The following is a 14,267-nucleotide window of genomic DNA, read 5'->3' on the forward strand; positions in this document are numbered from 1 at the left end:
CAAATCAAAGCGCGCCATCACAGCCTCCAATCGCTGAAGAAAGTGAATCACAAACCGCTCAAATCTAAAACTATTTTATGGGTATGTGACCTAGAGTTTTCCGGTACAGTTTCCTGGCTGGGAAAGGAACGGAAGACGATGAAGGCAGCGCAGTTTTCGAATGCACAAAAGGCGTTTATTTTAGATAAAGCTGATGAAAGTGTGCCGGTGGCGGAGATCTGCCGGAAGGCAGGGATTAACCAGGCGACCTATTTCAACTAGAAGAAAAAATACGCGGGAACGTTGCCGCCGGAGATGAAGAAGCTGGAGGACGAGAACACGCGACTGAAAAAGATCGTCGCGGACCTGACATTGGACCGTGAGATGTTGCAGGATGTTATTCGGCGAAAGCTCTAAGGCCTGCTCGCAAGTGAGAGGTGGTGAAGGGTATGTGCGGGGATTAGGCAATCTCGATCCGGCGTGCCGATCGGGCCGCTCTGGAACATCGCATTCGCGACATTTGCGAGATCCGTGTGCGATACGGATATCGCCGCGTGTATGTGCTGTTGGAACGCAAGGGTTGGAGCACCAATATCAAGAAAACCTAACCCATTTACAGGGGCTTGGGTCTTCAACTGCACAACAAGACGCCGAAGCGTAGGGTCAAAGCGAAGCTGCAGGAGGATTGTCAAATGGCAGTTGGTCCGAACGATGTCTGGGCCATGGAACTTTGTTCACGACCAACTCGCGACTGGGAAGAAGCTGCGCGTCTTGACGGTCGTCGATACCTTCTTTCGCTATGTGCCGATGCTCGATCCACGTCATAGCTATCGCGGTGAAGATGTCGTGCAAAACCCGGAACGAGTATGCTGGAAAGTTGGCTATCCGAAGACGATCCGTGTCGATCAGGGCACGGAATTTGTGTCACGCGATCTTGACCTCTGTGCCTATACCAAAGGCGTCACCCTGAACTTCTCTCGCCTAGGCAAGCCTACGGATAACGCCTATATTGAAGTTTTCAATGGCCGCTTCCAGGCGGAGTGCCTGAACCAGCATTGGTTCCTCACCCTTGCGGATGTCCGCGACAAGATGGGGGATTAGCGTCGATACTACAACGAAATCCATCCATGTTCCGCCCTCGAAATGGTTTCATCACGGCAGTTCATCAGGGCTAAATCAAACTAGCCGACTGTCCGGTGAAACGGGGAGCACTCCACTGAACGGCCTCAGCTTGCCGCTTACATAAAGGACCGACATTAAGACGTTGCTTCGCGGACGTCACTACTGGTAGAATTGACGAAATGAAGGGTGCGATATGTTTGTTGGCGAACTGCCCGAAGTTGTGAACTGCAAGGATTGGCCCTAACGGGCATCGAGAACGTTCAAAGTCCTAAAGAAGGGACGTGCTCTTCAAGATGTCGAGAAACTTGGGGGAGTTGCTCTTGCGTTCGGTAAGCCTTAAACCGGAGAGATCGTCATCGCAAAGTGTTGCTAAGGTGGATCAAGATGTGCTGGCGGGTATACGCCTTGATCGGTCTAGTGCTTACGCACTAGGATGTAGTGGTTAGTAAAAGAGCTTATGGCTTAATTAGCTTTGTTCCATACCCTTGCCTGCGCGGATTGCTGTTGAGATGGACACAGGGAAAATGGATGTTATTGCATTTCGAATTTTGATAGAGGAAACCCTGATCGGCGATAGGCATGAATAAGATTGGCAAGTTTGAATCTGTAGCTGGCTAATCTGAAGGTGCTCTCGGTGGGCAATAAAATTTACTTTGACATCGGGGTTAGTCTACGTGGGTTGAGGTTAGATAATCTTTGAGGATGCGTCAGTGTCTCGTATAGAAAAGAGCTCAAAGAGGAATCTCGCCTTGGCAGCCTTAAAGAGAAAACAGCATGTTATGCACGCTGTCATCATGCGTGATATGCGCTCTCGATTTTTTAACAACGGTTTAGGTTTCGTTGTTCAGTGCCTTTGGCCTCTTGCGCACCTCTTGATCATCATGGTCATCAATATCGTCGCCGGGCGAGCTGCACCCTACGGCGATCCTATGTTGTTTTTTGCGACCGGCTTGGTACCGGTTTTGACTTTTATTTACATCTCGCGGTTTATGTCACTTTCGCTGCTTATGAATAAACCGATGTTGTCGTTTCCAATTGTTCAATTAACAGATGTTTTATTCGGCAGGGCAATATTGGAAGTTTTTGCCGGTTGTGTATCTTTGCTTTTTCTTTGGATTATATTTGTAGCGTTGGGGGTTTATTACTATCCACTCGATTTGAGTGAGGCGTTATTTGCGTATCTTGCAACAATTTTGCTGGCGGTTGGTGTTGGGATGATCGTCGGAGTTGTTAGTATGTTTCTTCCGATGTTTGCAACAATATATGCATTGATGGGGATATTATTCTATATCTCCTCTGGCGCGCTATTTGTTGTGTCCAACTTACCGGATCAGCTTGCGATCCCTATGTCCTATAGCCCCGTTGTTCAATGTGTCGAATGGATGAGAGTGGCCTATTTCGATAACTATAGCGATAAGCTGTTAGATAGGAGCTATCTAGTTTTTGTTGGGTGTGGTTGCTTGTTCATTGGTCTTATCGCGGAGAGACTTTCGCGAAGGATCATGTTGGATGAAATGTAGATCACCAACAACCCATTCTATTGCTCGCTGGTCAGACATTTCTATGAATTCAAGAAAGATCATCGGCCAATTCCATATCTAAAGGAGCCTCCGATATGGGAGGGGGCCGATTTTGTTTTGATTGCAGATAGGCGACCAGATAAGGGTTGGGCCGTGGGACCGCTTGGACGGATAACGTGTCGCGAGAGACGGACTGCTCCCGCCGGCGAATCGCGTGACCGGTACCAGAAACAATCTTATGTTTAACTCCACGGCTGATGGTCAACATATTCCAGGCCCAATCTTCATAGCCAAATCCTGCCTTAAGATCTGTCTCCGGATAGGAGTTCTGCAGGTAAACTTCGCGCGCGCCAAAACTAAGGGCTGTCCAATAATTTTCAATCATAAGTCCGCTTGGACAAAAATCGGGTTCCTCCATATCGAGATGAACAAAAATATGGTGAGCCGAACCAAAGTAGACGCAAACCTCAGGGTGCCAAATTACCGCGTCGTGACGAGACTGCGCGGCGAGCGTAGCTTGTGTCAGCCAATTCACCCCCCAAAGATCGTCAGCATCCAAAAAAGCGACATATTTGCCCTTCGCTTGAGATATCGCATAATTGCGCGCCCGCGCAGGATCACCAAAATCGGTCTCTACGATGCGGAACTGGTATGAGCTGTGATCGCTGATCACCTGTCGCGTCACCGTTTCCGAACGGTCAAGAATAACCAGGACCTCAACCGCAAATCCAGATTGTTCCGCATGCGCTATCGAGCGAACTAAGCTAGCTATCGACGATTTGGCAAGCATTCCCTCCCGGTGAGCATTTAAAATCGCCGTAATCGTTGGTTGAGACATACAAAAAACCCTTGCTCACAGTAGGCTCCTGGGTGAGAACTCGTTGGTAACGCTCCCAGTTGTGACGTGCCGCCAAGCGTTCATCCATTGCATCGATACGTCTTTGAGCTTCCGCTGGATGCATGGCGATCTCGCTAAGAGCATCGATGTAGTGCGACGCTTCATCACTGATGTTAACTAACCATCCTGTGCTTCCATCGATAAGTTCGCTAATCCCCCCAACGTTAGAAGCGACGATCGTCAAACCTGCCGCTGCTGCTTCCAATAAGACATTTGGAAGTCCGTCCCATAGCGAGGTATATAGCAGTACATCATAGTTGGAAGTTGGTAATGCCTCAAACCGTTCGAATGGACCGTGAAAATGTATGTAGGGGATACGTCGCGACAGGTCACTTAATTGCAGTTCAAGTGCATGGCTGCCACGCCCCCATATATGAAACTCAAATTGCTGCGTTTGTTCTGCAATTCTCATCAGTAGATCAACATTCTTTTGGGGCATTAACCGCCCTGCCCACATTACACGAAGGCGAGAATTGCCGTGTCGCGAGGTGTTATTTCTCGCAACATTTGGGGCAGGCTGATACAGAGTCACTAGTTTACTCTGTAATTCCGCCGGAACGCTGAATTGTTGGGTGAGTTGATCGATGTATGAGCTATTGTCAAAGTATACTCCTGCCAAGAAAGGAAGGCATTGACGTAGGTAGAGATCAGCATACCCACTACGCCGCCCGCTGACAGAGAAGTCAGGACAAAATAGCATGGCATAAAGCCGTGTGAAGTTTTGCAAACGGTTGCCATAACGCTTAATCGCATCCCAGCAAGACCGGCTATTGACGTTGAGAACTGTACTGGGTCGCAAGCCGCGGATTATTAGATCTATTAATTCGATGCGTTCGACATGCGACAAGTTCGGCTCAATCTGCAGTAAAGATAGATGCTTAACGCCCTTTGGCAGTAAATGTATCGCCTCCAGACGGTCATGGTCGCAAATTACAGCAACTACCGATTCCGACCCGTGTTTGTCGCTCATCGCGCGAATAGCATGCGCGGCGACCAGATCAGCGCCCCCATGAACTAGCCACGGCAAAAAAACGATTGCCTTCGGCGGCGTATCAATCGTTGCTATCAACTTCTCAAATGCTCTTGCCATCCGAGTACGCGGACGCCCGTCAACTACATCAATATGATCGATATCATCAAAGTAGTCGGTGGCATAAAGGTCAGGATCGAGATCTTCAATCCCTGCTATCGTCTCTCTCGCAATGGAAAAAACGCGTTCTGGCCGAACTGCTGTGCGACCCTCTTCTTGCCCAAAATCGATGTAGTGTAGTAGTGGGTTAATACCTACAATATCGGGATAACGGTGGAGATACCATTTCGCATCGAAATCGGGGCCTGGAGATCTGCCTTCCAGTGCGCCATGAACCATATAGTGAAGAAGAGGGGGGTATCCATTAGCTAAGACGTCTGGGTTCTCCCGCAAATACCAGTTGCTATCGAATAAGCCAGATTCAAGGATACGATCCGCACCACTCGCAGGAGCTTGGTGAATTGGAATGTTAAGCTTCTTGCCGTACGCTAGGTAGTGTACGAGAGGATTCAAACGCGACCTACTCGCTAAGGCCGAATCATCAAGATATCGACCCGCGTCGAACAATCGACTAGGCGCCAGTCTCAGCCGTCTACCATGCTTTAGGAAATGAGTGAGCGGGTCAATTTTGTCGCGCACTACGTAAGGGTGGGCTAATTTATACCAATCCACATCGAATAAACCCGACGCGAAGATACGCCGGCGCGTGAATGACATGCTTTTGAGCAATCGTATCACTACCAATCTCGCGCCCCATAACAATATATCATTGTGAGCAGCAACTCGTATCCCATTTGGCTTCCGTCATCTTGGGCATGTGCATTTTTCACCGGTCCACATTCCCCAATCCATTTGATGATCATTGTTGAAACCATATATCTAAAACTACAACGATAAGGCCTTCCTCTCGCATAGTTCTGACGCCAATGGTAGTAGCTCATGCCAATCCATAGTGAAATTCGCCCTGCCACCGCTGGTATTGCCCTGTGCCACGTCCTTAACTGCAGATTGGTCCACGTGAAGTGCCTTTATCGCATCATCCCTATAGTGATCATATAGGCGTCCGTGTTCACTATCGGGCTTCGAGAAGCTCTCGTTCGAGAACGCCACACCTGGTAGATTGGTGATCCAGCGATACTTAGCCATCCCTGCACCAACCGGGGCTATATAGAAATCTGATAGCTCGGCCAAGATACAGCTTTCCTCAATGGAACAACCTATGGAATTATAGATCTGTAACGTGGGGCATCGTTTAATTATTCGTTCGGCAAGCAAAAACTCGTCATCAACACTCATAGACGCGTGGGTCCATCCCTGGGTGACGTTCCCGTTTACGCCGTCGAGGATAAAGCAAGCGCGTGGATAGCGCTCGTTCAGCGCTTCAAATAGTCTTGGCCATCCTTCTTCTTGATCTACCCAAGAGCGATTATCGAGCCGAATGGTAACCAGAATCATTGGCGAAAATTCCGCTCTAAGCTTCTGGAGTTTATCAAGGTGATTTGGTTCCAGACGCGAACGAGCCCATGCACTAACTCGCGGCGCCAGTTCGGCCGAAATATAGTTGTTCTTCAAGGTTAGAACCATCGCTTTGCGATCAAGTATTGTGGATTGAATATCGGCTTCATCACTCGAAAGAATAATTTCTTTGCTGGGGCCGATGTCAGCTGCATACAAGACGTCTACACCGCCAAGCGTTCTGAAGTTATCACGTACCACATACAAGTCAGCTTTATCATTCCCGCCATATTTGAAGAAAGGTTCCCAAGCTGATATCGAATTCCAAATGTAATGCCCTACATGTGGGACTAAGAATTCGGCGACCCCAACCTCCTTGTTGCTGCGCTGCAGATGTATAACGACATCGTCACGCCTGCTGACAATTTTTCTGAGCAGCTTGAACAGCGAACACGCTAGATACCGCGGTTCGATTCCGGCATTTTCTGAGAATAGCACGATCTTTTCATCAAGAAGAATATAGGTCGTGTCCGCAAATGCATACTCCGTCTCAGTCCATTGGGTAGCTAAACCTACCCGATCTTTGTCTTTAAATACAAAGCACTCTTCATCGATCATATGCTCGGTATATACCGTACTTCCTGTATATGGTGAGAGTATCTTCTTTCTTCCATTTTCTACGGTGTCAAGCACGTCTTTCACACGATCAGAGAGTGTTGGCTCATCATGCCAAGGCCTCACTCTTTCATATCGTCGGAGTGCTTTTGCGATCGACTTTGGCCCGTCGTTTGCGATAGAAACAAAGTCGCTCGAAATGTTATGACTGCTGTACGGGAAGTCACGTGCGGATAAGTCAACAAACTGAAAATCGCAGAAAACAAACGCTGCTAGCTCTGACAAGGTTGGTACTTTGCCAAGTGACGTACGACCGTGCAATAAATCCGAGAGAAACCGTCCCACGTCTTCGGTGGGCGGGTGATCTACCACAGTATTCCCGTCCGCAACTAGAGCGGTTGCTAAAAGTTGTAGAAGTTCGCCGTGGAGATCAGGTACGTCTTGATCCAGCATCTCAAATGCAAGTGCAACCATCCGATGAACATGCCCAGCCACACGGAGCATTCTTATCAGTGAGATCTTTGAGCTGCGGCACGCGGTACCCGAGGGATTCAGCGTTTCCAACTTTAGCGTTGCTTGCTCCAAATCCTCAATCGCAGCCGCAATAGCGCCTCGGCGGAACATAACCTCTTCGTAACCAGCATAAAAGCTTCCGTACTGATCAGGAAACTCAATCAGAGCTTTGCGTAATACAGCTAGATTTTCGAGATCTCCTTCCAATAGGGCGTTAGAAAGGCTAGAATACGCCCGAAGAACAGGATTATCTCGATAGAGTCTTACTCCAATGGCTCCAACCAGCGCAGACAGAGATAGCAATCCATTTTCATATGTAGTAAGTATAGCTTGCGTGCATATACTCTCCTCTGGAGAGGGTGAATTCCTCACATACATTGCTAATGCCTGGGCTTCGATTTTTCTTAACCCAGCATCTCTCGCCCAATCCGCGATTGTCTTGCTCATCGTTGAGGTTTGGATCTCACTACGTTGAACTAACTCCAGAGAGCTCGCCCAATCTCCGGCGGCAAGCAACTCGTTCAAACGGCCGATATTATCGGTCATAATCCCCCCATAATATACATGGCATATTCCTAAACTGTCGGACTATAAGTCATTACCTACTAACGGTAAACTGCGACAGCGAACTCAAGAGCGCTTTGAAGCGCAAGAAGGTCGTTTTCACCTTGCTGCCGCATTTCAATCGCCCCCCAACCAGCGTACCCACTGGTTTTGAGTGAGTGCGCTATTGCTTTATGATCACACTTTGGTTCAGCAAACGATGCAAGATCTGGTTCTGCAATGTGATAGTGGGCCGCTCTTTTTCCCAACCGGCGAGTGACTTCGACAGGATCGTCGCCGGCGAGTTGAATACATGCGCAGTCTAAATGAATGCGGACTGCTGCATGATCGCAAGCCAAAACGACTGACTCAACCTCGGAGGCTGTAGTCAAAAAGTCTGAACCATAATATTTAGGCACTGGTTCAATTGCCAAGACCAAGCCGCCATCAAGGCACGTATCACCTAACAGCCTAAGCCGTTCGACGGCAAGCAAACTGGCCTCCTGCTCGTTGAGCTCCGCCCGTTGACGATTCTTGGGTGCCCCAAATACCGCTATCGAAGCACCTAAGTGAAATGCAATGTCCACAACATGCTTTAAATGCTCGTGCATTTTGATAAAGCCTGTTCGGTCGCCTAAAAGCTGAGCGTCGGCGCATCCGTAGAATATTGCCTGCAAGGATGGGACCTCAAGCATGGCTGCTTCGCACTTAAGTCTGTAAGATTCAAGTGTATTCCTATTTAGTTCTTTCCAATCCGCAATCTTTGTCGGAGCGACCTCAATCCCGGCAAATCCGGCTCTCTGCACGAGTGAAAAGGCTTCTTGCTCAACGCCTCTGTCCCAAGCTAAATTGCTAACCGCTAATCTCATCACAGTCGATTACCTTGAAGAAAATGCGCAAGCTCGTCGAAGATCTCGGCTTCTTGCATAATATAATCGCCGTTACTGCTAAACAATGCTGCATGTTTTGTGTGAATATCATATACTGCGGGGGGATTGGGGTGCGCGCCCATTTTTAGTGCTGAAAAAAAGCGCTCGTGGATTTTGGCGACCGATACTGGCGGGGTGGCAAAGTTGATTAGCTTGGCATCACTGGCGGATGCGCGCGCAAGATCATCTGTTAGCCGTCGAACTGGATACCACTGAAAGGCCGACGCCGGGTTAATCGCTTCGATCATATTATTATTCATGAGATCATAAATCACATTTTTCTTCAGACCAGGGCCGAACAACGCAGGAAGACGTATAATCTGATGATTTGAAAAATGGGTTTGGACAAAGCTTTCTAATTTGAGGCGATTGAGCCCATAAGCGTGCAGGAATTGTTCGCATGGCAAGTCATCTTCGGTGACATTTTCAGCCACGTTGTAAACATCAACAGTAGAAATCAACACGAACTTATCTGTTTGCACTCTTGACAGATGGTGAATAAGGTTCGCAATACCTTGCCAATCTTCCTGTGGGTTTTTGTTCGCCCACCATTTTACCGCTCGTACTCCAGCGCATACTACCGTCTGAAACGAGCGGCCATCTATTTCTGAGATGTTAGAAGAGTTATATACAAAATCGAAATGTGTTTGCGCTAGGAGATTTCCGCCAACGAATCCCGTGTGACCTATAAGCGCGTTCGTCATATTCAAAAAGCTCCAATTTCAATTTCACGCCTTAGCGAGCTTTCAGCTCGCATTGAGATCCCAGTCAATGCTGTTTCGAGAAAATTCAACACCCGTTCCTGTGCATGGAAAATGGTGTCAATTTTCCCAGACAAAACTGTCATTAGTCGGTCAGATCTGAATACATAACAGCTGCGATCGTCTGCGTTACCTACGGGCTTTGTTTTAATCGCAAACTGCGGACCGATGTATCGCATATGATCTCCAAAAGACGGAAGATAGTATTTAATCTGATCTTCCATCAAAAGCCGCTTTTTATTGATCTCCTGCTGCGACAAAGCAGCTAGCGCGGCTCTCGCCTCCAGAGCCGTCTTGTATCGTCCAATTGGTGTATGAGGCACACTCGATAGCGTGTAGATATTGGGATCCTCTGTTGGGTAAAGGGAACCAAGGGGGCCATCTACGAGAGTCAACGCGGGAAACTGTGTGCCGCACTCATAGTACAATAACAGTGTAGGCTCGTAGTAGCAGTTAATTGGTAATGAGCTGAAATGACCCCATGTGCAATCTATAACAAAATCGAAAGGTGATCCATTTATCTTTATATTCTTTGAGTTTATTTCAAGATTGGTCACATCTGTATTTAATTGCAAATCTTTTGAAAGTGATTCCGTAAAATATTTTCTTGCTTGTGCTATTAACAATACTCTCTCTGGTGAAATTATTATTCCATCAATATTTCTCAAGCCGAGATTGTTTTCTTTCGTCTCTGTGTAGTCGAGGCCGGACGAGCTCATGATAAGGCGGTATGTCTGAAAATCGATCAGGCTCTCCAAGCGCGGTACGGCATATATATTGTCTGGGACTTCGCGACTAAAGCCAGGATAGCGCTCAATAAAACGCATGAATCCGTCACGGCTTTGTATGCGGGTGCTATGATGGCGAGCATAATGAAAACCCAAATGCAGCCGAAACTGATTGTTCCCAGACGCCTCGTGGAGCACGCGCTTATTCTTTTCAAAGATTTGAACTTCAAACCCGAGCGCTCTCAACGAAAGGCCGATATGGCATCCATACCAGCCGGCACCAATGATTCCGATTTTCGTTGTCATCTTTATGTCTGCTCTATATGTTGCTCACGGGTAGTACTGAGGGTAAAGGTACCGCCTGCGAATTCTATTTCCGGCTGAATGAGAATATACGAGGCTTTTTTGCGGACGTTGTGCCAACTACCTTAGGGCTCAACCGCTCGAGCGCATCCTTTAGTTGCCCTTCTAAAAACACTATTCTCGCTTCCCTCAATTCCAGTTGAGGGTCCCACCACTCATGCTTGGTCTTCTCGAAGATACCGAGAGTCTCATTCAAGCGCTCTATTTCGGGTTTGAACCATTCTTCGCGAAGCCGCTCCGCCTCTGCGAGGCGAGATTCCAGTGCTACTATTTGTAGCTTTAAATGCTTTACTTGATCTGCATAGGTCATTGCTTTTCTCAAAGCAAACTGCGCGTTTCTCTCGAACTGATTGCGGCTTATTATTTCTCTCAACCTCTGCATTTCTGGCAGATACTGTTCCGTGATCTTTTGTCGTAAATCACATATTTCTCGCTTTGCTGCGGTGAGCTCTTCAAGCGAAGAAGATTGCACCTCACGGGTCTCTTTTGATTGAGAGACACGGCTTTGCGAAGTCGTCGTAGAGGTATCGCGTCTAGTTCGCATTGATTGCTCCGGAAGAGATATGTAGGTTGTCGTTGTCGGAAACGCTGGGTAGGCTAAAGATAGCTTTTACTCGCGCCTCATGCCGTTGTGCCGAATGTTGCTCTGCTATGAGGTTACGTCCCGCATTCCCGCGTGTTACGGCCGCTGACCAGTCGTCATATAACACTTCAATCGCCTCCACAAACGAGTTAGCCAAAACCTCTTCGCTCGCGGCATCTTGGAGCAAAAAGCCCGTGTCGGCAGTTACTACTTCTGAGATCCCACCAACATCTGGGGCGATAACGGGCATGCCAAATGCAAGTGCCTCCAGCACTACGTTTGGCAAACCGTCATATGCTGTCGTGTAAACTAGGGCGTCGTAGTTGTCGATCGGGAGCGTGGAAAATCCGTTGAACGGACCTCGATAGTTCAACCCGATTGCCCCATCAAAGACTTCGCTGTTCATTGAAACATAGGTTGGGCTGCCGTATGCCTCTATGCAGATGTCCATTCCGAGATCGCTTAATTTTTGTGCTATCTTTCGCACGAGCATAGGACGCTTTTCTTCCGAGATGCGGGCCGCCCATAGTAATTTTTTGGTTGGCTCACGTTGAAGCCGAAGAGGCATCTCCGGTAACTCACACACGTTATAGAGCACCTCCAAATCGGGCGACTGGGCAGAGCCGATCAAGCTTTCGAATGCTGTGAAACAAGTTTTATGGTCCGAAATTACGCGGTTCAAATTAGAGCCAATTTCGCTGACAAGATCAAAGCTCTGTCCGTTTGTGAACATGTATCCGCCTACTTCTACTCGCGGATCACTAAAATGGAAGTAATTAAGGTCCAGGTGCGCAATGTACCGGATGTATTTTCGCAAAAATGAATCGACAAATTCGCAATTCTTAAAGAAAATTCTATTAATTGTAGGAATATGTTGAAGTAGGCGTAACGTAATTTCCTCTAAGTTTTCCAGTGGTAACTGTGACGTACCGAGCGTCTGCAGATCTAGATAGACGGTTCCAGAAGGAAATTTATCAACCCATTCGTGCTTTGCATGTGGATGTGCTGAAATCACAAGTAGCTGAAAATTTGGATCGGACTTCTGGATTACATCAAGGAGCGATAAAATGTATTTCTCTGCTCCGCCTCTCACAAAAAAGGGAACAATGAGCACCTCAGTGAATTTTTCGCCTGCAACAAATTTGCACGCATCAAAATACGCCCTGGCAGCTGAGCTTGGCTCTCTAAAGTTGCTGAAAGCGTGCTGATACTTTAGGATTCCCAAGCTTACAAACGGTTCGATTTGATTCGCATGGTGAACCACGTCGGGAATTCCTGGTCTTTCCAGAAAATCTCGAACGGTGAAAGGCGGGACGACGTTGTGGGACTCTGTGGTGAAATCCGCCCATGTTAGACGCAAATATGTTTGCGGATTAAAGAACGGGCTTGGCGGAATCAGTCCAGTGGTTTGGCTTTCAAAAAGCCTTCGCATACTCCCTTTGCGTTCACGATAGAAAAAGACAGCGTCGGACGCTATAACTATATCAAACCCATAGGCAATGCATTGAGAATTGAAATGCCAATCTTCATGCGCGTAACCGTTCGCTACGGAAATGTCTGCATTCTGTATGTGATCGAAGAGGAAACGTGGAAATAAGATTCTCGCGACGTATGGATGGGTGTCGAATAGTAAGGAGTTCCTTATTAGGTTCTTGCCAAAAATCTGATATACATAGCAAATCTCACCAAACCCCATGCAGAATTCGGGAAATACTATTGTTTTTCGCGGACTCGACGTTGCTGTAAAATACATCCGCATTAGGAAGTCGAAGCCGATTAGATCATCCCCGTCGAGAGTTAAAATATACTCGCCACGACTGATGGAGATGCCACTGTTTCGGGAGAGACCTGGCGCGCCGTGATGCGTTTCGATTATTTGATTTGCATCAAAACATTGGTAATCGTGTGTATGTATTAATTTACTCGTCTGAGTATCAGCGTTATCAAGTACGACGACAATTTCAACCGTGACATCAAAGGGACGTATGTAGGTGACGGCCTCTCCGATAGATTGCAGCGTTCTAGAGAGGTATCTTGCTTCGTTATGTGTCGTAAGTATAATAGAAATGTCGAATTGCGGAATGTCAGAGTGAAATTCTCGCGAATTTACTCTCGGTTTTGCTCCGAACTCTTCTCCACGAACAAGGCCAATTTTTCGATTGCCGCCGAACTCAGAATTTCTCTCCATAGTTTTCTATCCCAGTGCATCAAAACGAGTAAAATCAGCGCTGTTGATCACAACTTTGCGGAGCATGTCAACAGGATTATTTGGGCGTAAGACGCAAACTTGCAATGAAGACTTGTCAGATGTTTCGATCATCGCAACTCACACAAGCAAGCTCTATTCTAGATCGGAAGATGTAATTGACGTTTGCCTCGTTATCAATGAAGTAGATTCTAGCGCAGTAGGCAATCGGCCGATGTCCGAGTGAGCGTTGAAACTTTTACTGCAATCTGGAGTTTTTGATGTGTCATGTAATCGTAAATTCCTTTCAGCGACGATACATTCTCGCGAGGAGAGATAGCCCAAAGCTCCGAGTAGGTGAAGCATCTTATAGTACTGAAGCTGCTATATTGTCTGATTAGGGTCATAAATACGTCTAGATTTGGGTGGCGCTCGGATAGAAAGGTAATTTTCGTGTCATGCAGGTTGACCTTGCCCTCAAGTTTTATCCAGTTCTGAGTTCGCTCCAGCGATTTTGAGTTGATGTATTCGGGCCGGTCGCGACGGCTTGCCGTGTGGAGCCATTCCGGCTGCGCAGTACTGCATCACGTCGCGGGTTGATTGTCTGAGCGAACTCGGCAGGTGTCATCCAGCCGAGTCCAGAGTGTGGTCGATGATCGTTGTACAACACGACGACACAACACCCACGGGACCGAGGTTCGCGAGCTTTTGTATCCGTGGCATCCCTGGTTCGGGCGGCTCGTTCACATCCATGAGGCGCTGTCCAAAGGGACGCATATTTTCCGCTGCAGCCTTTCTGGTTCTTCTTCTGGTCGACTTCTTGAGGTCCCAGCATGGATGTTCGACCGCTCCATGAGTGGATGCTGGCGCAGCCTGCCGGTTCCGCACGTCGATCTCGTGAGCCTGCATGCTTTGGCAAGATTGCTGAAGGACGCTGATGTCTCATCACAATCGTAAGCGCGAATTTCTGTGCGCCTTCTGAAGGGCGGTGCTCTGATGCATGAAGTTTCCACCCGAAATAGGTGGACACCAAATCATGGATG

General features: G+C 47.8%; 9 protein-coding genes and 2 pseudogenes. 2 read left to right on the plus strand and 9 right to left on the minus strand.

Going from position 1 to position 14,267, the window contains the following annotated elements:
- Positions 1 to 138: 138 nt before the first annotated feature.
- A pseudogene (locus BJ928_RS38015) lies at positions 139 to 1,077 on the plus strand (IS3 family transposase); the annotation flags it as partial.
- Positions 1,078 to 1,811: 734 nt separating this feature from the next.
- The gene (locus BJ928_RS38020) at positions 1,812 to 2,621 is read left to right on the plus strand and encodes an ABC transporter permease (protein ID WP_047637164.1); all 810 of its coding nucleotides are present in this window, start codon (positions 1,812 to 1,814) and stop codon (positions 2,619 to 2,621) included.
- A gap of 49 nt (positions 2,622 to 2,670) precedes the next feature.
- Here the strand turns inward: BJ928_RS38020 and BJ928_RS38025 are convergent, their stop codons facing one another.
- The 9 genes and pseudogenes from BJ928_RS38025 to BJ928_RS38065 form a co-directional block, all read right to left on the minus strand.
- The gene (locus tag BJ928_RS38025; protein ID WP_052228090.1) at positions 2,671 to 3,411 is read right to left on the minus strand and encodes a glycosyltransferase family A protein; all 741 of its coding nucleotides are present in this window, start codon (positions 3,409 to 3,411) and stop codon (positions 2,671 to 2,673) included.
- On the minus strand, positions 3,386 to 5,266 hold the full coding sequence (locus tag BJ928_RS38030) for a glycosyltransferase (protein ID WP_082012079.1): 1,881 nt from the start codon (positions 5,264 to 5,266) through the stop codon (positions 3,386 to 3,388). The genes BJ928_RS38025 and BJ928_RS38030 overlap by 26 nt, the downstream gene beginning before the upstream one ends.
- Before the next feature lie 168 nt (positions 5,267 to 5,434).
- A complete protein-coding gene (locus tag BJ928_RS38035; protein WP_047637162.1) occupies positions 5,435 to 7,678 on the minus strand; it encodes a hypothetical protein in 2,244 nt (747 codons plus the stop codon).
- Between the two features lie 59 nt (positions 7,679 to 7,737).
- On the minus strand, positions 7,738 to 8,544 hold the full coding sequence (locus BJ928_RS38040; RefSeq protein WP_047637160.1) for a sugar phosphate isomerase/epimerase: 807 nt from the start codon (positions 8,542 to 8,544) through the stop codon (positions 7,738 to 7,740).
- Positions 8,544 to 9,308, minus strand: coding sequence for an NAD-dependent epimerase/dehydratase family protein (locus BJ928_RS38045; RefSeq protein ID WP_047637159.1), 765 nt, complete (start codon positions 9,306 to 9,308; stop codon positions 8,544 to 8,546). Before BJ928_RS38045 ends, BJ928_RS38040 begins: the two co-directional genes overlap by 1 nt.
- Positions 9,309 to 9,310: 2 nt before the next feature.
- Positions 9,311 to 10,399 (minus strand): FAD-dependent oxidoreductase, encoded by a 1,089-nt coding sequence (locus tag BJ928_RS38050; protein WP_120296863.1) that lies wholly within the window; start codon positions 10,397 to 10,399, stop codon positions 9,311 to 9,313.
- A 64-nt stretch (positions 10,400 to 10,463) separates the two neighbouring features.
- On the minus strand, positions 10,464 to 11,000 hold the full coding sequence (locus BJ928_RS38055) for a hypothetical protein (protein ID WP_147413992.1): 537 nt from the start codon (positions 10,998 to 11,000) through the stop codon (positions 10,464 to 10,466).
- Complete coding sequence (locus BJ928_RS38060) at positions 10,990 to 13,227, minus strand: glycosyltransferase (RefSeq protein WP_047637157.1); 2,238 nt, start codon at positions 13,225 to 13,227, stop codon at positions 10,990 to 10,992. The genes BJ928_RS38055 and BJ928_RS38060 overlap by 11 nt, the downstream gene beginning before the upstream one ends.
- A gap of 481 nt (positions 13,228 to 13,708) precedes the next feature.
- A pseudogene (locus tag BJ928_RS38065) lies at positions 13,709 to 13,888 on the minus strand (IS3 family transposase); the annotation flags it as partial.
- Positions 13,889 to 14,267 lie beyond the last annotated feature (379 nt).

It is taken from the genome of Rhizobium sp. WW_1 (assembly GCF_003610155.1).
In the GTDB taxonomy this organism is placed as follows: domain Bacteria; phylum Pseudomonadota; class Alphaproteobacteria; order Rhizobiales; family Rhizobiaceae; genus Rhizobium; species Rhizobium tropici_A.